The sequence below is a fragment of the Neobacillus pocheonensis genome (assembly GCF_050477905.1).
Taxonomy (GTDB): Bacteria; Bacillota; Bacilli; order Bacillales; family Cytobacillaceae; genus Neobacillus; species Neobacillus pocheonensis_A.
Map to the genome: position 1 here is coordinate 1 of NZ_JBCNAD010000008.1, position 20,314 is coordinate 20,314.

General features: G+C 40.2%; 15 protein-coding genes and 11 tRNA genes. 23 read left to right on the plus strand and 3 right to left on the minus strand.

Going from position 1 to position 20,314, the window contains the following annotated elements; translation table 11 throughout:
* The first annotated feature begins 31 nt into the window (after window positions 1–31).
* The 11 genes from ABES02_RS04450 (at window position 32) to ABES02_RS04500 (ending at window position 1,089) form a co-directional block, all read left to right on the plus strand.
* Window positions 32–104 (plus strand) — tRNA-Thr (locus tag ABES02_RS04450).
* Window positions 105–116: 12 nt separating this feature from the next.
* Window positions 117–201 (plus strand) — tRNA-Leu (locus tag ABES02_RS04455).
* Between the two features lie 34 nt (window positions 202–235).
* A tRNA-Gly gene (locus tag ABES02_RS04460) sits at window positions 236–310 on the plus strand.
* A 5-nt stretch (window positions 311–315) separates the two neighbouring features.
* Window positions 316–404 (plus strand) — tRNA-Leu (locus ABES02_RS04465).
* Between the two features lie 36 nt (window positions 405–440).
* Window positions 441–517, plus strand: a tRNA-Pro gene (locus tag ABES02_RS04470).
* A gap of 22 nt (window positions 518–539) precedes the next feature.
* Window positions 540–615 (plus strand) — tRNA-Ala (locus ABES02_RS04475).
* A gap of 18 nt (window positions 616–633) precedes the next feature.
* A tRNA-Met gene (locus ABES02_RS04480) sits at window positions 634–710 on the plus strand.
* An 18-nt stretch (window positions 711–728) separates the two neighbouring features.
* Window positions 729–821: transfer RNA gene (locus tag ABES02_RS04485), tRNA-Ser, on the plus strand.
* A 15-nt stretch (window positions 822–836) separates the two neighbouring features.
* Window positions 837–921, plus strand: a tRNA-Tyr gene (locus ABES02_RS04490).
* A 3-nt stretch (window positions 922–924) separates the two neighbouring features.
* Window positions 925–995 (plus strand) — tRNA-Trp (locus ABES02_RS04495).
* A gap of 12 nt (window positions 996–1,007) precedes the next feature.
* A tRNA-Leu gene (locus tag ABES02_RS04500) sits at window positions 1,008–1,089 on the plus strand.
* A 453-nt stretch (window positions 1,090–1,542) separates the two neighbouring features.
* Here ABES02_RS04500 and ABES02_RS04505 read toward each other — a convergent pair.
* Together ABES02_RS04505 and ABES02_RS04510 are read right to left on the minus strand one after the other, a co-directional pair.
* Window positions 1,543–2,364 carry a Cof-type HAD-IIB family hydrolase gene (locus tag ABES02_RS04505; RefSeq protein WP_430131332.1) on the minus strand — a complete coding sequence of 274 codons (822 nt, stop codon included), beginning with the start codon at window positions 2,362–2,364 and terminating at the stop codon, window positions 1,543–1,545.
* 153 nt (window positions 2,365–2,517) lie between these two features.
* Entirely contained in the window at window positions 2,518–2,787 is a 270-nt protein-coding gene (locus ABES02_RS04510) for a hypothetical protein (protein ID WP_430131335.1), read from the minus strand.
* 240 nt (window positions 2,788–3,027) lie between these two features.
* Here ABES02_RS04510 and ABES02_RS04515 point away from each other — a divergent pair, with 240 nt between their 5' ends.
* The 12 genes from ABES02_RS04515 (at window position 3,028) to ABES02_RS04570 (ending at window position 19,482) form a co-directional block, all read left to right on the plus strand.
* Window positions 3,028–4,281, plus strand: coding sequence for an esterase/lipase family protein (locus ABES02_RS04515; RefSeq protein WP_430131338.1), 1,254 nt, complete (start codon window positions 3,028–3,030; stop codon window positions 4,279–4,281).
* A 205-nt stretch (window positions 4,282–4,486) separates the two neighbouring features.
* Window positions 4,487–5,296 carry an Fpg/Nei family DNA glycosylase gene (locus ABES02_RS04520; protein ID WP_430131341.1) on the plus strand — a complete coding sequence of 270 codons (810 nt, stop codon included), beginning with the start codon at window positions 4,487–4,489 and terminating at the stop codon, window positions 5,294–5,296.
* Window positions 5,297–5,498: 202 nt separating this feature from the next.
* Window positions 5,499–6,140 (plus strand): helix-turn-helix transcriptional regulator, encoded by a 642-nt coding sequence (locus ABES02_RS04525; protein WP_430131344.1) that lies wholly within the window; start codon window positions 5,499–5,501, stop codon window positions 6,138–6,140.
* Window positions 6,141–6,157: 17 nt separating this feature from the next.
* Entirely contained in the window at window positions 6,158–6,973 is an 816-nt protein-coding gene (locus ABES02_RS04530) for a pyruvate, water dikinase regulatory protein (protein ID WP_430131346.1), read from the plus strand.
* Between the two features lie 2 nt (window positions 6,974–6,975).
* The gene (gene ppdK, locus ABES02_RS04535) at window positions 6,976–9,645 is read left to right on the plus strand and encodes a pyruvate, phosphate dikinase (RefSeq protein ID WP_430131349.1); all 2,670 of its coding nucleotides are present in this window, start codon (window positions 6,976–6,978) and stop codon (window positions 9,643–9,645) included.
* Window positions 9,646–9,752: 107 nt separating this feature from the next.
* A complete protein-coding gene (locus ABES02_RS04540; protein WP_430131352.1) occupies window positions 9,753–9,944 on the plus strand; it encodes a YbxH family protein in 192 nt (63 codons plus the stop codon).
* 99 nt (window positions 9,945–10,043) lie between these two features.
* Entirely contained in the window at window positions 10,044–10,133 is a 90-nt protein-coding gene (locus ABES02_RS04545; protein WP_373463196.1) for a putative holin-like toxin, read from the plus strand.
* Between the two features lie 190 nt (window positions 10,134–10,323).
* Window positions 10,324–12,894, plus strand: a complete 2,571-nt coding sequence (locus ABES02_RS04550; RefSeq protein ID WP_430131355.1) for a DEAD/DEAH box helicase — start codon at window positions 10,324–10,326, stop codon at window positions 12,892–12,894.
* A gap of 147 nt (window positions 12,895–13,041) precedes the next feature.
* Window positions 13,042–14,388, plus strand: a complete 1,347-nt coding sequence (locus ABES02_RS04555) for a 3' terminal RNA ribose 2'-O-methyltransferase Hen1 (RefSeq protein ID WP_430131358.1) — start codon at window positions 13,042–13,044, stop codon at window positions 14,386–14,388.
* Between the two features lie 2 nt (window positions 14,389–14,390).
* Window positions 14,391–16,985, plus strand: coding sequence for a polynucleotide kinase-phosphatase (locus tag ABES02_RS04560; RefSeq protein WP_430131360.1), 2,595 nt, complete (start codon window positions 14,391–14,393; stop codon window positions 16,983–16,985).
* Window positions 16,986–17,230: 245 nt separating this feature from the next.
* Complete coding sequence (dacB, locus tag ABES02_RS04565) at window positions 17,231–18,664, plus strand: D-alanyl-D-alanine carboxypeptidase/D-alanyl-D-alanine endopeptidase (RefSeq protein WP_430132357.1); 1,434 nt, start codon at window positions 17,231–17,233, stop codon at window positions 18,662–18,664.
* A gap of 89 nt (window positions 18,665–18,753) precedes the next feature.
* Complete coding sequence (locus tag ABES02_RS04570; protein ID WP_430131362.1) at window positions 18,754–19,482, plus strand: CBS domain-containing protein; 729 nt, start codon at window positions 18,754–18,756, stop codon at window positions 19,480–19,482.
* A gap of 38 nt (window positions 19,483–19,520) precedes the next feature.
* On the opposite strand, the gene ABES02_RS04575 is transcribed toward ABES02_RS04570, so the two are convergent.
* Window positions 19,521–20,246: a hypothetical protein gene (locus ABES02_RS04575; RefSeq protein ID WP_430131365.1), complete on the minus strand. Its 726-nt coding sequence runs from the start codon at window positions 20,244–20,246 to the stop codon at window positions 19,521–19,523.
* Window positions 20,247–20,314 lie beyond the last annotated feature (68 nt).

Here is a 20,314-nt window from a genome sequence, read left to right on the forward strand (position 1 = left end):
AGAGTAGGACGTTGCCAGGCTGTTTTAATAAGCCGGTTTAGCTCAATTGGTAGAGCAACTGACTTGTAATCAGTAGGTTGGGGGTTCAAGTCCTCTAGCCGGCACCTTTATATTTTGCGGGTGTGGCGGAATTGGCAGACGCACCAGACTTAGGATCTGGCGCCGCAAGGCGTGGGGGTTCGACTCCCTTCACCCGCACCAAATTTTTTGTAATTGCAAAATAAATTTTCATAATGCGGAAGTAGTTCAGTGGTAGAACACCACCTTGCCAAGGTGGGGGTCGCGGGTTCGAATCCCGTCTTCCGCTCCAAATGTGCCGGGGTGGCGGAACTGGCAGACGCACAGGACTTAAAATCCTGCGGTAGGTGACTACCGTACCGGTTCGATTCCGGTCCTCGGCACCAAAGTTTTTTGCGAAAGCAAAATAAGTTTCATTATTTCGGGAAGTAGCTCAGCTTGGTAGAGCACTTGGTTTGGGACCAAGGGGTCGCAGGTTCGAATCCTGTCTTCCCGACCAGCCAAAAGTTTTTAAAAGTTATGGGGCCTTAGCTCAGCTGGGAGAGCGCCTGCTTTGCACGCAGGAGGTCAGCGGTTCGATCCCGCTAGGCTCCACCATAATCTAATATTCAATTTGGCGGTGTAGCTCAGCTGGCTAGAGCGTACGGTTCATACCCGTAAGGTCGGGGGTTCGATCCCCTCCGCCGCTACCAAATTGTTTTTTCTAAAACGGAGGAATACCCAAGTCCGGCTGAAGGGATCGGTCTTGAAAACCGACAGGCGGGTTAAACCGCGCGGGGGTTCGAATCCCTCTTCCTCCGCCATATTTTTTCCTTTTTGGAGGGGTAGCGAAGTGGCTAAACGCGGCGGACTGTAAATCCGCTCCCTCAGGGTTCGGCGGTTCGAATCCGTCCCCCTCCACCATTTAGGGGCATAGTTTAAAGGTAGAACTAAGGTCTCCAAAACCTTCAGTGTGGGTTCGATTCCTACTGCCCCTGTAGTTTTTATTTGCCGATGTGGCGGAATTGGCAGACGCGCACGACTCAAAATCGTGTTCCGTGAGGAGTGTCGGTTCGACCCCGACCATCGGTATCATGAAAAGCTATCAAATCAAGCTTTGCACTTAATTGTGTAAAGCTTTCTTTGTGTTTTCTTCACACGACAAAATAACCACAAAAAGTGTGTAAGGAATAGTGTGCCATGAGCAAACGAAGAATTCTCTTTTTTGAAGACGAGTTGAAAATTGCTACCAAAACCACGATTGTTACAACCGATAAAGTCCCTTTCAACCCGGCTATCGGTATCTTTAGATCAAACCGGGCTTATTTTAGAAATGTAAAAAACTCTCACAAATGTTGTTACAGCAATGTTTGTGAGAGTTTTTTTGTTATTGTGAGGTTCGTTCTTCACCTTGAAGATGGAAGAATGTTTTATTGTGTTATGTCTAAACTAGATAGTGGAATTCTACTAATTTGCGAGTTATTTTACAAGAATCCCAATGGATCCCATACCAGGATAAAATGCTCAAAAACTACAGTGTTTAGCCTAAACAACCACTGGCATTCCCAGCACAAATTTTTCTACAACCTTGGCTACACCATCATTCATATTCGTGTCGGTGACATAGTCGGCCTTATCCTTAATATCATCAGGAGCATTGCCCATTGCCACGCCAAGCCCTGCAAACTCAATCATCGCTAGGTCATTATAGCTATCACCGATGGCGATCACTTCTTCACGCGAAATTCCAACCTTTCCAATCAGGTGATTAAGGCTTGTACCTTTTGTTACACCTTCCTCAGTAAACTCCAAAAAGAATGGCTTTGAGCGCATGACACTAAGTTCCCCAGTAAATTGTTTCTGCAGCTTTTTTTCAACCAAAGCAAGCTTTTCAGGCTCCTCAAGCATTAACACTTTGACCACTGGTTCGTTAACCGAGTCAATAAAGCTATTTACTTCAAAAATTTCAAGGCCTGTAATGGCTGCTTCAACATCTGTATATTGATTCCCCGCTTCAGTAACAATATAGTCCCCAACATACGTGTGAATCCACACATCTTCATTACGGCTTACCTCATACAAGTAGTGGACCATGTTGGGTGATAAAGTGCTGCTAAACAGCTCTTCACCTGTTTGGCAGTTAGTAATTTTTGCACCATTAAAAGATAGAATAAAACTACCATAATCCTTTAAACGCAATTCTTCAGCAATATGAATCATCGCGGAAGTAGGGCGCCCAGATGCTAACACAACCTTTATACCAGATACCTGTGCATCCATTAATGCTTGTTTGGTGCGGGAAGAAATTGTGTGGTCGTCCTGTAATAATGTATCATCTAAATCTAGTACAATCATTTTATATGACATTCTGGATGTATCCTTTCTATAGTTTATTTCTACCATATCTTACTATAACTCTAGGGAAAAAACATGTAACAAATGAAGGTAAATAAAAAACCATGTGGATGCAAGCCTAATTTTTCGGAGTTGTAAGTGAGAATTCAGGCTTTAGTTATTTCATTAAAGCGCGGTATAATTTAATTGAGAGACTCTTGCATCTATTTGAAGGGATTTTTGCAAAGTAATAATCTCATTCTGTATACTTGGAAACTCTTCAATTTCAGGAACATTTTTTATTGAGGGTGACTGTTTTCGATTGGCGGCAGTTGCCATTGTTTCACAAACATAAAGCATTGTCATTGCAAAAACTAAAACGAAAAAGATTGCAGATGGTCCTGTAATTTTTAAAGCTCCAAAAATAAAAATAGAACCAGCTCCAATAACCCCCATTAAAATAGCTACTGCAAGTGGGTAAGGGGCAGTTGAATTGCTATTTTCATTCTGGAACAGAATCGCTAAAGCGATCTATTGATATCCCAAATGAAATTCCTAATGCAAATAAGACTGACAAAATGCAAAATATTTAGTGTGGGACTCCTACAAATGTAGGGTCCTTTTTTGTTTATTTTCATTTAAAATAAATGTGTGGTTCTGAAAATTACAAATATTAGCAAAGGAGGTAAAAAAGGGTTGAAATTAAATTTTCGATATTTCTTTCCAGCCTTTCTTTTATGTTGCTCTCTCATTCCAACTTATTCAACACGAGCAGAATCTCAGACAGGAACAGAAATTTCCGGGAATGATTATCCTATCGTATTGGTTCATGGTCTTACAGGGTGGGGACGAGATGAAATGTTTGGTTTCAAATATTGGGGTGGATTGAATGATCTTGAACAATATTTGAATAATAGCGGTCACAGAACTTATACTGCTGTGGTTGGTCCCATTTCTAGTAACTGGGACAGGGCAGTTGAACTTTATTACTATATTAAAGGTGGAACTGTTGATTACGGGGCCGCACATGCCAAAAAGTATGGGCATGAAAGGTATGGGCAGACATTTCCAGGCCTCTATAGCGAATGGAATGGAAAAAGTAAAATACACCTTGTTGGGCACAGTATGGGCGGACAAACCATCAGAACGCTCACAGAGCTTTTGGAAAATGGGAGTGAGACTGAACAAGAATATTATAAGGCACATCCAGAGGAAGGAATTTCACCTCTTTTTGAGGGAGGGAAGCATTGGGTTCATAGTGTGACCACTATCGCTACACCAAATAATGGTTCAACGTATGCCGATGCAGAAGGAGTAAAAACGCTTGTGAAAAGCATGGTAACTAATTTTGCTGCCCTATCTGGAGCAGGCGGGGAAAACATTGTTTATGATTTCAAGATGGACCAATGGGGGTTAAAGCGCTCCCCAGAAGAAACGTTCCTTTCTTATATGGATAGGGTCATGAATAGCCCTGTTTGGACAAGTAATGATATAAGTTCCTATGACCTTAACACTGAGGGTGCTGCAGAACTCAATACCTGGGTAAAAGCACAGCCAGATGTCTATTATTTCTCCTATACGGGCGATGCCTCCTATAAAGGATTATTGACCGACCATTATTATCCACTTTTAACCATGACCCCTCTGTTATGGGAACCAAGTCTATTTATCGGATCATATACTAGAAATAGCCAAACACCTCTAATTGATAAATCTTGGTGGCAAAATGATGGAATCGTTAACGTAGTTTCTTCGAAATTCCCATTTGGACAGGCAAATAAACCGTATGAAGGAACGATTCAAAAGGGGATATGGAATTATTATCCTGTTCAATTTACTTGGGATCACTTCGATTTTGTCGGGATCAGTGAAGCCCATGCAATTGGCATTAGAGAAATTAATGACTACTATTTTAAAATTGCCAATCAGCTGCATGGACTTCCGAAATAAGAACTTCATTTTCTTGAATATTCCCATCTCCCGCTCCATTTGGGTCTTGTTAGAGCGCACGCCTGATAAGCGTGAGGTCGATGCTTCGAGTCCATTTAGGCCCATTATCACGTATAGAATTAACCGAACAAGCACTTGTTCGGTTTTTTTGTGTTTTTGGGAACCATAATGATAGAAATGGTCATGATGTGGAGGTATTTGTTTTATGCCAGAGCTCCCCGAAATGGAAAACTATAAAGTTCTTTTAAACGAGAGGATAGCAGGTCAGGAAATTACAGAGGTCCAATTAAATCGTGAAAAATCCATCAATATAAATCCTGCTATCTTTATCAAAACCGTTTTAAATCAAAAAGTCCTCAACGTAAACAGGCAAGGCAAACATCTCCTTTTTCAGCTGCAAAACGGGCAAACTCTCCTCTTGCATTTAATGTTAGGTGGCTGGATGTTTTATGGAACAGAGGCGGACAAGCCAAAACGAACAGTGCAGGTACGATTATCCTTCGGCCCAAACCATTTGTATTTTATCGGCCTGCGGCTCGGATATCTTCATCTTCATAGTCAATCAGACGTCGAAAAGGAACTAGAACACTTGGGCCCAGACCCCTTGGCACTCGATTTCACACTAAAAGATTTTTTAAATAAAATTAGTAAAAAGCATGGACGCTTGAAAACAACCCTTCTTAACCAAGAGTTTATTGCGGGGATTGGGAATTGTTATTCGGCTGAAATATGTTTCCATGCTAGAATCTTACCAACTAAAGATATTGATGATATTAACGAAACGGAACTTGGACAACTATTCCATTCGATGAAAATCGTCCTTCAGGATGCCTTAAAACATGGTGGTTATCTAGAAAATCCACTATATGATGGAGACCATTTAACCGGGGGCTTTTATCCAAGACGTCAGGTGTATGACAGAGAAGGGGAAACCTGTAAGCGATGTGGAGACAAAATTACAATGGAAACGATTTCTTCTAGAAAAACGTTCTACTGCCCTAATTGTCAGAAATAATCCCGCTAGCAATAGCGGGAATTTTTTAAATTGAAATAATCTTAATTTTTTGAAAAAATTTATTTTCCATTTTGACACAAAAAAAGTATAAGTTATTGTTTCGGATTTTCGATAAATGTAATATACTATATACAAATAAGTATAACACATTTAAAATTATTGCAAAAAATAAACTACATTTTTGAAAAGCGAGGGGGTGTAAATGATTAAACTTACAAAACGTCAAGATGAGATTCTAGAAATAGTAAAGCACAATGGACCAATCACTGGAAAAGAAATCGCTGAGAAACTTTCCTTAACGAGAGCCGCTTTAAGGCCAGATCTCGCCATCTTAACCATGTCAGGAAATTTAGACGCAAGACCACGGGTTGGTTATTTTTTTAATGACAATTTTGAAGTCAAGCTTCAGGCCAAAGAATTTGTTCATCAGAAAGTGTCGGATTATAAGGCGCACCCGATTGTGGTTGAAAAATCAACTTCAGTTTACGATGCGATAGTCCAATTATTTTTAGAGGATGTTGGGACGCTTTATGCGGTTGATCCACAAGGGAATTTGGCTGGTGTCATTTCAAGAAAAGATTTGCTCAGAGCATCACTAGGAAACAAGAATCTTCATGAATTGCCAGTAAGTGTGATCATGACCAGAATGCCGAATATCATTACGATCAATCCAGATGAGACCTTGCTCGAAGCGGCGAAAAAGATGATTAATAACCACATAGATTCCTTACCTGTTGTAAAGGAAGTGGATGAGCAAAAAAATACATATTTGCTAGTGGGGCGAATCACTAAAACGACCATTACTAGAGCCTATTTAGAAATTATGGAAGAAAAATCACACTAAGGGGAGAGGCTGTCATTTTGGTACAGAAAGAGGTTGTCTATGTAGTTTCTGACTCAGTAGGGGAAACGGCTGAGTTTGTTGTAAAAGCAGTGGCTACTCAATTTAATGGAGGTCATGTTGAAATCCGCCGCAATTCCTATGTGGATGACTTTGAGGATATTGAAGATGTCATTTTACTGGCTAAAAGAGGTCACTCCATTATTGCTTATACGATTGTTGTTCCTGCTTTAAAGGAATATATCGATCAGCGTGCATCAGAAGAAGGAATTCTAGCAGTAGATTTGCTCAGTCCTTTGATGAATGCGTTTGTTTCTAGGTTTAACAAGCAACCGCACCATCGTCCAGGGTTAATGAGGAAGCTTGATGAAGAGTATTTTCGAAAAATCGAAGCGATTGAATTTGCAGTCAAATATGATGATGGCCGTGACCCAAGAGGGATTACAAAGGCAGATATCGTCCTTATTGGCGTTTCTCGGACATCTAAAACACCCTTGTCCATGTATTTAGCCCATCAGCGTTTTAAAGTAGCCAATGTTCCGTTGGTTCCAGAAGTTTCGCCGCCAGATGAATTGTTCCAAGTACCACGAAAGAATTGCATTGGACTCATTATTTCACCAGATAAATTAAATGAAATCCGAAAGGAACGCCTAAAAGCCTTAGGGCTAGCCTCTCAGGCGAATTATGCAAGTTTTGAGAGAATATTAGATGAACTGGACCATGCTGAAAAAATTATGAAGCGTGTTGGCTGTCCAATCATTGATGTTTCCAATAAAGCTGTAGAAGAAACTGCAGGGTTAATTTTAGACGTGTTGAAAAAAGAGAGGAGCTTTTAAAAATGGAGAAATTTGTTTACTTATTTCACGAAGGTAATGGCGATATGAAGGAATTGCTAGGCGGAAAAGGGGCTAATCTAGCAGAAATGACTCGTATTGGATTACCGGTTCCTTATGGTTTTACCATTACGACTCAAGCTTGTAATGCTTACTATGAAGCTAGCAAAACAATTCCAACCATCGTAGAAAAGCAAACATTAGAAGCTCTATGCCGTTTAGAAGAGAAGATGGGTAAGAAACTAGGCGACCCGCAAAATCCATTGCTCGTTTCTGTTCGTTCCGGTTCTGTTTTTTCTATGCCTGGGATGATGGATACAATTTTGAATCTTGGTATGAATGATGAAACTGTAGTCGGTATGGCGAAACTAACGAATAACGCTCGCTTTGCTAATGATTCCTACCGACGTTTTATACAAATGTTCAGCAATGTTGTTCTTGAAATTGATACGTATTTCTTTGAGCAATTTTTAGAAGAAACGAGAGAACATAAAGGTTACTCCTCTGATCCAGAGATGACCGCAGAAGACTGGCAAGAGGTTATTGTCGGGTATAAAGCAATTGTGAAAAAGCATACGAGGAAAGACTTCCCGCAGGATCCAAAAGAACAGCTTTTCCTTGCGATTAATGCCGTTTTTAATTCTTGGAATAACCAGCGTGCGATTGTTTACCGCCGCCTCAATAAAATTCCTGATCACTTAGGTACAGCTGTTAACATTCAAAGTATGGTGTTTGGGAACATGGGTGATGATTCCGGTACAGGCGTAGCGTTCACAAGAAATCCATCTACTGGTGAGCATATCCTTTATGGAGAATATTTAATTAATGCACAAGGGGAAGACGTGGTAGCAGGGATCCGCACTCCTCAGCCGATTGCCACTTTACAGGATGAAATGCCTGGGGTTTTTAAGCAATTTGCTGATACATCTAAACGGCTTGAACAGCATTATAAAGAAATGCAAGATATCGAGTTCACCGTTGAACGTGGCAAATTATTCATTTTGCAAACCCGTAACGGAAAGCGCACGGCACAAGCGGCGATTCGGATTGCCGTTGAAATGGTGGAAGAAGGCATTATTAATAAAAAGACTGCATTGATGCGTGTCGATCCAGATCAATTAAACCAATTGCTGCACCGTCGTATTGATGATAAATTCGAGAAAAGAATTCTAGCAAAAGGCTTGCCGGCATCACCAGGAGCAGCAACAGGACAGGTTGTCTTTGATGCCGATGAAGCAGAAGAATTAGGGAATGATGGTAAAAAAGTGATCTTAGTTCGCCCGGAAACAACTCCAGATGATATTCATGGAATTGTTGCTTCTCAAGCTATTTTGACAAGCCGTGGTGGAATGACGAGTCATGCTGCTGTAGTTGCTCGCGGGATGGGGAAAGCATGTATTTGCGGCTGTGAAGCGTTAAAGATTGATTTAAAAACAAAACAATTTACAATTGGAGAAACGGTCGTAAACTATGGCGATGTTATTACCATTGACGGTTCGACTGGAGAAATCATGCTTGGCGAAATTCCAATGATTGACCCTGAGCTATCTGATGAGTTCCAACTATTGCTAGCTTGGGCCGATCAAGAACGAAAATTAGGCGTTCGTGCCAATGCAGATAATCCAGAAGATGCGAAGAAGGCTTTCGAATTTGGAGCAGGCGGTATTGGTCTTTGCCGTACGGAGCATATGTTTATGGACCTTAAGCGTATTCCAATTGTACAAAAAATGATTTTAGCAGAGCACTACAGTGAAAGAATGGAAGCTCTAGGAGAATTGCTGCCAATGCAGCAAGGCGATTTTGAAGGGATTTTTGAAGCGATGCAAGGATTCCCTGTGACAATCCGGTTATTGGATCCGCCTTTACATGAATTTTTACCAGATAAAGAGGAGCTATTAGTAGAAGTAACAAAGCTGCAAATATTAGACCCTCAATCACCAGAATTAAAGAAAAAAGAGCAATTGCTTAAAAAGGTTCGTCAATTAGATGAATTCAATCCAATGCTCGGCCACCGTGGCTGTCGCCTAGGAATGATCCACCCGGAAATTTATGAAATGCAGGCAAAGGCAATTTTCTATGCAGCAGCAAAGCTTGCTGAAAAAGGCATGGAAGTTCAGCCTGAAATTATGATACCGCTTGTCGGCCATGTGAATGAGTTAAAGCAGATGCGTCAATTAGTCATTGATGCAGCAGTTCTTGTACAAGAAGAAACAGGGAAAACATTCCAATATACAATTGGTACGATGATTGAAATCCCACGTGCGGCCTTGACAGCTGACCAAATTGCCGCGGAGGCTGATTTCTTCTCATTTGGAACGAACGATTTAACACAAACAACTTTCGGCTACAGCCGTGATGATGCGGAAGGTAAGTTCCTTCAGGCTTATATCGAAAACAAAGTGCTTCCAGAAAATCCGTTTGCAGTTCTAGACCAAGAAGGAGTCGGAAAGCTTGTGGAAACAGGCGTGAAGCTTGGTCGTGGCACGAAACCAACTTTAAAAACAGGTATTTGTGGAGAACATGGTGGTGAAAAGAGCTCCATTGATTTCTGCTACAGAACGGGCTTAGATTATGTCAGTTGCTCGCCGTACCGCGTGCCGCTTGCTCGATTGGCAGCCGCACAGGCAACAATTCGTCATGAAATGAATAAGGAAGAGGTTTATACAACAGCTTAAACGTTGATTCAGGACGGTTCCCTTTAGGGTGCCGTCTCTTTTTATTGTGGGATTATCCTCCTCTTTTCTGCTTATACTAAAAAAAATTGTTTAAAAGGGGACTATTTATGGGGGCAATAGAACGAAACGGGTACCGGTTTGTGCCGGAATATAGTATTATTCAACAGAATGGTGCTATACATGTATATAACAAAGATAATTTTATCGAGGAAATTCAATTTCAATTTTCAGGAAAGTTCCCGGAATTGGATCAGATAGAAGACTTGGTTGATCAATACTGTATGAAACATGATATTTAATAGAACGCTTGTTCGATAAATCGATTAATGCTATAATTAAAAATGCAATAGAATAAGTAATCTCAAGGGTGGACGGCACACTCTCCGTGAAAGGAGGTGATGCTTTTGACAGTTTTTCAAGCATTGACGTTAGCTATTTCGTTTGCTAGTCTCATTGTCACGGTCCTGTCTTTCCACAAAAAAAAATAATCCACCCTTGAGCCGGCAAGCATAAGCGGTGGATTACTGCCTTATATGCCGATTCCCCTGAGGGAACCAACTATTGCATGACCGAGTGCGTCTTGTTATGCTCGGTCTTTTTTACTATATGAATATCTATACCCACATTATACATAACTTTTATGAAAAAAGAAAATCAAATATTTGAGGAGTGGAATTCATGAGCAAATTAATAGCCATTTACCCTCAAGCTATTGAACATACAAAAAAGAAGGTATATGAAGATATTGATCGATACCTAGAAACAAAAGCATCCCTGCCAGCCTTTGAGCAATACCTGGCCGATCGCAGCCATTATATCGAACAAATCTGGATCAATGTTTGGCTAAATAAATCCACTAATGATGTTCCAAAGAATGAAAAGAAGCAATTTTTGAGCGATAAAGGGTTTGAAGTTCAAGGGGTCGACCGCAAGCTGATCAACAAGCTTTTTCGCGATGAAATGAGAGCGTATCAGCCTTTTGACGTTATGAAATGGGTAAAAGAATCCTATCAAAAAGAGGAATGGGCAAAACGTTATCAAGATGCGAAGGAACTTTTTATTAAGCGAGAAGAGCAAAAGCAGTCCGAAGAACAGAGAATTATCATTCAGAAGGGAATTGAGGAAGAAGCAGCTCTCATCATCGAAGAGAATTATCAGAAATTCTATCTCTATGTCCGCCATTTCGTCGCCAAGCAGTTAGCTTCTGATATAAAAAACAATGTGAAGTTTAAATCGGTAGACACGTTTGCTCTCGAAGAAAAATTAGAGGACGAAGGTGGGTTTAACCCTTCTGCATATACAACAGTGGCTACATTTTTTGAAGAATTAACTGGGGATATTCATAAAACTTTTAATTGGGGCAGGAGCTACTTTGAATACCAAACCTATTTTTACGTCTATGAAGGCTTAATTTCTGAATACCTATCAGAATTCATCCCGCAAAAAGTATTAGAAGAGATTCCTAATCCAATAATTGAGGAGTTTTTTGAAACCTTCCACGAAAAATTATCTCCATCCTTTGTAAAAGGTAGCATTACAGAGCTTTTATATGATGTTGAGGGATATTTTATTGAAGATATTCAAGCAGAATACCTTTCAGATTTATTAAAACTAGCAGAAATGCCTTTCGACTTGGATGTTCATTTGGAAATCCTTGAAAAGGATCTTGGGGAACGGGAAAGGAAGCAAGCGGAGGAACAAGAGGAGCTTGAGCGTAAAAAAGCAGAAGAAGATCGAATGATGCAGGATATCTTTGGAGCGGAATATGATCCTTCCTTACAAAGACATGCCCGCTATGTCCTGCATATTGGTGAAACGAATACTGGGAAAACGCATCACGCATTAGAAAAAATGAAGGAGGCAAATAGTGGATTATACTTAGCCCCACTCCGATTATTAGCGCTGGAAGTCTATGATAAATTAAATGCCGAAGGAACACCGTGTTCGCTGAAAACCGGTGAAGAAGAAAAAGTAAATCCAAATGCCAATCATATTTCCTGTACCGTTGAAATGTTTCATGAAAAAGAATTTTATGAAGTCGTAGTTATCGACGAAACCCAAATGATAACCGATAAAGATCGAGGGTTCGCATGGTATAAGGCAATCACGAAAGCGAATGCAAATGTGGTACACATTATTGGCAGCAGGAATTCTAAAAATATGCTGTTGGAACTGCTTGGTGATTCAGATATCGAAATTCATGAATATACTCGGGATACACCGCTAGATGTTGAATCAAAAGAGTTTCATATTAAACATGTAAAAAAAGGTGATGCACTCATTTGCTTTTCAAGACGGAGAGTCCTTGAAATGGCTTCTCGATTGCAAAATGACGGTCACTCGGTAAGTATGATTTACGGAAGTATGCCGCCAGAAACAAGGAAAAAACAGATTGAACAATTTAATAAGGGAAAGACAAAAGTCATCGTAGCAACAGATGCGATTGGCATGGGGCTGAACCTGCCGATACGACGGATTGTGTTTTTAGAAAATGAAAAATTTGATGGAACCAAAAGACGTCTTTTATCATCCCAAGAAGTAAAGCAAATTGCCGGGCGTGCGGGACGAAAAGGGATTTATAATGTCGGGAAGGTTGCATTTACTAGTGATATTAAGAAAATGAGAAATTTATTGGACCAGGAAGACACACCGGTTCATACCTTTGCGATTGCTCCCACTAATTCTGTTTTCGAACGATTTCAGCGTTATTATCGCGATCTTGGAACCTTTTTTGAATTGTGGGGCAAGTTTGAAAGTCCTAAAGGTACAAAAAAGGCATCGTTGTCAGAGGAAAGATTGCTTTATGAAAAGATTGCTGGAACCGAAATTGAAGCACGACTTTCCTTAACGGACTTATACGGCTTTTTGCACCTGCCATTTGCGAAAAATGAACCTTTGCTCATTAACCAATGGGAAAATACAATGTATGCCATCATTCAGGGGAGAGAACTGCCAGAACCAATTTTAAGGGAGAAAAGTCTTGAGGAACTAGAACTAAGCTATAAGGCTGTGGGTCTTCATCTCTTATTTTTGTACCGCTTAGGTGAACGGACGGGAGCCCTTTATTGGGAAAGGCTGCGGGAAGAGATCAGTGATAAGGTTCAGGAACGGCTAAAAACTGATATAAAAAAATTCGTTAAAAAATGCAAAAACTGTGGAAAGAAACTCCCTTGGGATCATTCATTTCCGACCTGCGATGCCTGCTATCGAGCAAGATACAAAAAATATTGGCATGATGAAGAATTTTAAAGAAAGAAAATCCACCAAATGGTGGATTTTTTATGAACTTGATTAGTACATTACATACCCACCTTGAATTTTTCCAATAATTCCATAGAAATGAAATTATTGATAAAATAACACTATCCATTTCTAAAATGAAAGTGAAGTGATTTAATGCAACTTTCTTTATCTGTAAAAGGGCCCGGGGCAGAGGCTGTTTCCTATTTGTTAGCAAAAAATCCAAATAATCTTTATGAACGCAGCGAAAAAGGACTTACTGTTCGACTCGCTTATTCTACATTTTCGAATGACAAGGTTCAGGTCATAATTTATGTTAAACCAGATCCAATTGAATTAGTGAAAAATTCACCCGACATCTATGATATAACACATTACATAAATGACCGTGAATTTGCTGCCAGCAGTATTTTCGTTTCCGCTATCCGTAAGGCGTTGGGAACAGCCTTAAACGGCAAACCGAGAGAAGAATATGCAGGATGGGTGGAGCATTCATTTGAAATGGAAATGGCATTTGGACCAGTTGCTACTGATTTACGTGATGAGGAAATCGAAGCCTTATTTAAACCCATTGGTTATCAGGTTGAAATTGAACGTGGAAAAAGTTTTATCCGAGAAAAAAGCTCAGCTAGGATTATCACCATAAAAGGCAAGCAAACCGTGCAAAGGGCATTAAGACATGTTTCCATCTTAATGCCTGTAATGGACAACTATAAACATTATTATATCGATGAAAGGGAAATTGAAAAGCTTGACCGTTATGGTGAAGGATGGTTAAACTCCCATCCTTTAAAATCGATGATTTTAAAACGCTCGCTTCGTTTTCAAAACATGATTTCTCAATCAAGATTTTATGAAAAAGAAACGAAAAACCTAGGTGATGCTAAACCTACAAAGATCCGATTAAATGAACTCCGTTATGAAGCGATTGTAAAACATGTTAACGCATTGTCAAACAAAGCAACGATTGTCGACCTTGGTGCTGGGGAAGGAAAGCTTTCGGTTCTACTGGGTTTTGTGGATGGCGTTAAAGAGATATTTTCAGTTGAACCATCTAACAAATCACGGTTACGAGCAATGGAAAGATTTGAGCAGTCAAAGGAAAAACGAGGATTCCTGGAGCCAAAATCCATAACAGGATCTTTGTTTTACTTGGATGAACGCCTCAGCAATAAGGATGTCATAATTTTATGTGAAGTTATTGAACATATTGATGAACATCGATTGCCCAAAATATTTGAAACCATTTTTAAAGATTATCGGCCAGGCGTGCTAATGGTTACCACACCCAATCAAGAATACAATATCGTTTATGAAATGGATGAAGCAATGAGACATGGCGATCACCGATTTGAGTGGACGAGAGCCGAGTTTAAGGAAAGATGCGAGCAATGGTCAAGCCCTTTTTCATACCAGTTGAGTTTTCATGGAATAGGTGAAGAGCATCCATTCTATGGCCACCCAACACAAATGGCAATCTTTACAAGAGAGGAGGGGAAGTGAATTTGACAAAAATACATTTGCCATATTCAGGTATTGTTATATTTGTCGGCCCATCAAATAGTGGCAAGACAACATTATTAAATCGGCTGGTTAAGGAAAAGAACCTTTTACCATCTGAAGTCATCAGCTCGGACCAATTCCGGGTCCTTGTAAGTGATATTGAATTTATTAATTGGAATCAGAGGCCTAAGGATGAGGCGGATGCGTTGTTCGATGAATATTATCGGATCTCGAACGAAGCGTTTGAAGCGATGGATTATTTAATCGGCAAGCGCTGCCGTTTAAATAAATTAACACTGATAGATGCTACTCATTTAAAAGAAGATGATCGTGAACGTTATATTCGATTAGGGAAGAAATATCATGTACCCGTAGTAGCAATTGTCCTAAACGTGGCGGAAAAAGAACTCATAGCACGTGATGAGCAGCGCGATAACCCACGCGGAAAAAATCGCATAAAGCAGCAATATCAACAATTCAAAAGGACATTGCGGTTTATAAAAAAAGAAGGCTTTCATCGAACTTACATCTTAAATGAAGCAGAGTTGAAGGAACTTGTGATAGGACGCCAAATGAACTCCTTGCACGTTAACCTTGGCAATGGTATTGATTTTATCGGAGACATTCACGGTTGCTTCGAAGAATTTATCATGTTATTGAAAAAGTTTGGCTATGAGGAGAACGAAGAAGGTTTCTATATTCACCCTGAGGGACGAAAAATCCTATCTCTTGGTGATGTCATGAGTCGCGGACCACGTTCATTAGATTCCATGCGATTTTTCAAAAAACATGTAGACGCCGGTCTAGCTTATATGATCGACAGCAATCATGGTTGGAAAATTGCCCGCTGGCTGGATGGCCGCAGTGTCAAACTCGCACATGGCGATGAAAAGCTCGCAGCAGAATTTGAAGAATTTGAAAAAACGAATGGAAAAGAAGCGTCTGACCAATTAAAAAGCGAGTTCAAAGAATTGCTTTTAGCATCAAAATCGCATTTAATCATCCTGAAAAATGGAGTCAAGGTGGTCGTGGCCACACATGCTGGTATTAAAGATCATTATATTGGCAAGCAATCGCAACGGATATCTGATTTTTGCAGGTATGGCGATTCGGACGGCCTCGATGAAAATGAAAAGCCAATTCGCAAAGATTGGACGATTGGGCATCAATCAAGTGAATTGATTATCTGGGGTCATGATCCAAAACCGCAACCATTGCTTGTCAATAATACGCTTAACATTGACCAAGGTGTTGTGTTTGGCGGACGCTTAACCGCTTATCGTTATCCTGAAAAGCAATTTGTGTCGGTTGCAGCAAAAGAGGATTATGCCAATGTCCCAGATAATCCATTGTTTGAGTGGGAAAGAAAAAGACTGGCACCGCCGAATCTTGGTAAATTTATTAATGGCTATTCCGTCTTAACCGAGCAAATCGGAGAGATTGGCATTTATAAAGAGGGGATCAAAGCCGCCTTGGACGACCTTTCCCATTACACTTTACCACTAGAGGAAATCGTTTTTCTACCTCCTACGATGAGTCCAACGCCAAAACCATCGAGCTTGGAAGGTTATTTGGAGCATCCAAAGGAAGCCTTCGAATACTACCAGGCTAACAGTGTCGACACGATGGTCGTCGAGAAAAAACATATGGGCAGTCGTGGAATTTTGTTTCTTTTTAAAAATAAGGAAGCAGCTAAAGAGTATATTGGCAGGGAATCATTAGGGGCAATTTACACGCGGACGGGACGGGCATTTTTTCAGAAAAAACTAGAAGAGCAAATTCTTCAAGTATTGAATAAAGATCTAAGTGGATATTTTGAAAAATACAATACGGACTTCGTTTTGCTTGATGCAGAAATCCTCCCTTGGAATTTGAAAGCAAAAGAGCTGATTATGAAGCAATATGCCCACGTTGGAGAAATGGCACTGCTTGATAGGAGCAAATTAAGAGAGCAGTTGCAAACAGCCCTTGGAGATGGTCGAGAAGTTGAGGCATGGCTGCAGGAAGTTGATGAAAAGATTAGTAATGCCGTAGTTTTTAATGAGGTGTATCAAAAATACTATTGGGAGACGGAAGGGCTGGAAGGAATTCAAATCGCTCCCTTTCATACTTTATCCCATAGCACCGAGACTTTTTTTAATAAGCCGCATACGTGGCATATGGGAAAGAATAAAGAATTTAGCGAGCTCTCTTCGTTGTTTATTGAAACCGAATATCGGGTGGTAACAGATGAAGATTCCATGAACGCCGCGATTCAGTGGTGGGAAGAAATGACGGAAGATGGTCATGAAGGCTTTGTGGTTAAACCCGAATCATTTGTGGCGCGAAATAAAGGGAAGCTTTTGCAGCCTGCTATTAAAGTAAGAGGCCGCAAATACTTGCATATTATCTATGGAATGGATTATTTGCAGCCTGAGAATTTGTCACGGCTCAAGCTGAGAAACGCCGGTAAAAAGCAGCGGAATGCCCTGAAGGAATTTTCACTGGGCCTTGAAGCAGTAAACAGGTTTGTCAAAAGAGAATCTTTGGAACGCTACCACGAATGTGTGTTAGGAGTGCTAGCTTTAGAAGCAGAACCGATTGATCCGAGATTATAGTTGCAAAAAAGCATCGGTGTGTGAACCGATGCTTTTTTTGGACATACTTAAAAGAAAAGCTATGTAAAATAACGTTGTTGATTTTCGAAGTTCATTGATTGGAGCGAAGCGACGAGGAGGCTCCCCGGCACGCCCGCGAACCGCTCGCGCCTGAAGCGGAAATCAACAGACTAGTTTAACAGAGCCAAAAGAAAAAAGGGAAGGCTGGAACGAGTTTGTATAAAATCTGCTTCGTAATTTTATGTATGGTGATGGCTGTATTTGTTCCTAATAATCAACCAGTTTCTGCAAATGACAACAACACTTCGTTAAGAAACCAACTCGATCAACTGCTAACTGCCGAACCTGCCTTGCAGGGAGCACTAGCCGGAGTCAGTATCCGCTCTGCTTCTGATGGGAAACTTCTTTATCAGCATCAGGGCGATATTCGCCTACGCCCTGCATCCAATATGAAACTGTTAACTGCGGCCGCTGCTATTAACGTCCTGGGAGAGAATTATACTTTTCCGACGGAGGTATATGCTGACGGTCCGGTGAAAAATAAAACTTTACAAGGGAGCCTTTATTTAAGAGGAAAAGGCGACCCGACATTATTAAAATCAGATTTTGATAACTTGGCCGCCGAAATTCAAAAATCAGGAATCACAAAAATAAAAGGAAATTTGATTGGTGATGATTCTTGGTATGATGATGTCAGATATTCACTCGATCTGCCATGGAGTGATGAAATGACATACTATGGGGCGCAAATTTCTGCTCTTACGGCATCACCGACAACAGATTTTGATTCAGGTTCAGTAAGGGTTGAGGTTCGACCTGGCATACATAGATGGGACAAACCCGAGGTGATGGTCACCCCAAAAACAAAGTATGTGAAAATAGTAAATCAAGCAATAACGGTGCAAGCGGACGGTAAAAAGAAAATCATCGTTGAACGGGAACATGCCAAAAACACTGTCCTGATCAAAGGAACCATACCACTGAAATCAAAGGTTGAGAAAGAATGGGTTGGCGTCTGGGATCCAAGCAAATATGCTGTAACCCTTTTTCAACAGTCCTTAACCAATCACGGGATTTCATTGGCTGAGAAAATAAGAATGGGAAGGGTACCTGACACCGCCAGGATTTTGTCCATCCACCACTCCATGCCCCTTTCGCAGATGTTAGTTCCTTTTTTAAAACTAAGCAATAATGTACATGCGGAAGTCTTGATCAAGGAAATGGGGAGGGTGGTCAAAGGGGAAGGAAGTTGGGAAAAAGGGCTGGAGGTTATGAAATCGGGGGTGGTTAAATTTGGTGTTAGTCCGAATACGATGGTGATTAGAGATGGATCAGGCATATCACATGTCGATTTGATTCCTGCCAATCAACTTTCGCAGCTGTTATTTGCAGTCCAAAAGGAAAAATGGTTTTCTTCTTATCTAAATGCCCTCCCACTGGCAGGAGCCCAAGATAAAATGGTAGGCGGTTCATTAAGGAACCGGTTGAAAAGTCCAGAGATTCAAGGCAAAGTGAGAGCAAAAACGGGGTCATTATCAACCGTTAGTTCGTTGTCAGGTTATGTAAATACGAAAAGTGGACAGACTTTAATTTTTTCGATTCTGTTAAACAACCTGCTAGATGAATCGAAGGGTAAGAAGATTGAGGATAAGATTGTCACCATTTTAACCAATCAATGAAGGGGAAGGAAAATGAAAGATTTGATTTTCCTATAAAAATAATCGTTATATAATTAATATAAAAATGTGTTTGCAAATGGGAGAGGGAAATGAAACAGGTCAATAAAAATGGACATCCGCTATCAGAACGATTTGAGGTTGCCTTTAATCAAGTGCATGAGGCACTTCGAGATATAGTTCAAATTAATGATGACAGATTCGTAGTGCTAGTGAAGGTTGGTGCTAAAAAATATCAAATCATTGAAACCTTTAAGAAGGATTTAGAGCAATATGCAAGATTGAGAAATGCCATCGTTCATGAAAAAATGGAAGTTGGGTTTTATATTGCCGAGCCAAATGCTAAGGTGGTCAATCATATTGAAAAAATCGCTAATGTTTTGAACCGTCCTAATTATGCACTTTCCATTGCCACGAAAAATGTCGTGTTCTTCGATTATCAAGAAAGTATTTTAAAAGTGACATCAGCGATTAAAGAACATGGTTATTCTAAGTTTCCAATTTACAGAAATAAAAAATGCATCGGTCTTTTGACAGCAAGTTCCATAGTAAAATGGATGGCGCAAAATATGGAATGCAATCAAGTGAATTTATCGGATATTCATGTATCCGATATTATGAAATACGAAAAGGAACATCCAATTGACTTTGTCACAAAAGACACCAATATTTTTGAAGTAGAAAATATATTTGAAAAATACCATAAGAGAAAAAAGAAATTAGAAGGCATTCTGATTACGGAAAATGGAAATGCCGAAGAGAAACCACTTGGCATCATAACTGCATGGGACTTAATTGAGATCGATTATTCAACTGAATAAATAAAGGAGCATGCGCAAAAATGGCATGCTCCTCCTTATTATTGATAATCATCAAAATTGAATTCACTAAGTTGATCCATATGGCTCGCAATCATTGCAATGATGGTGCTTGCTTCTTCCCTACTAAAGATAATATGGGATTCATCTTTGATTAATTCATCTTCGGTCGTCCAAATGCGGTTTACCCGTTTGAGGACACCATCACCAGTCGCTTGAACGACACCAAATTGATAGGTGATTTCAACTTCATCTTCATGCTTAAAGGCGGTAACCTCAGGTGTTGACCAGTCGACATCAATTTCCTCAAAAATGTCGTCGCTGTTGATTTGCTCAGCTTGGTAGTACTCGTCTACATCATCAACGGTTTCACAATCGTCTTCATCATCATACACTTCCTCGGTTTGGAGATAGACTCCATCCTCTGTATAGTGATCATCGCCGTTCATGTAATCATGAAGACTCTCGTGAACCTCTTCGATAATCTCCTCAATGTCTGATAGGATGATTTTTGCGGTATGCCCGCTGTCAACATCAAAGGTATCAATATAAAACTCTTCGTTTTGCGGGTCAAAGAACAAGGTGCAGAAATATTCACGATCCAGTTCTTCGGTATCAACATCGGCTGTATCGATGAAAAATTCGATCCTTGGATGTTTAGCTGCTCTTTCAATGGTCATTTGGCCGACCTTATCATATTCTTCACAAATCGACTCCAGATGTTCCTGCAACTCCCCACAAACTCTGTCAAACCACTCTAACGACATCCTTTCATCCCATCCTCTCATTGTTAATCGAGGTTATTATTTCCAACTTTTCAATATATATGTTGAGT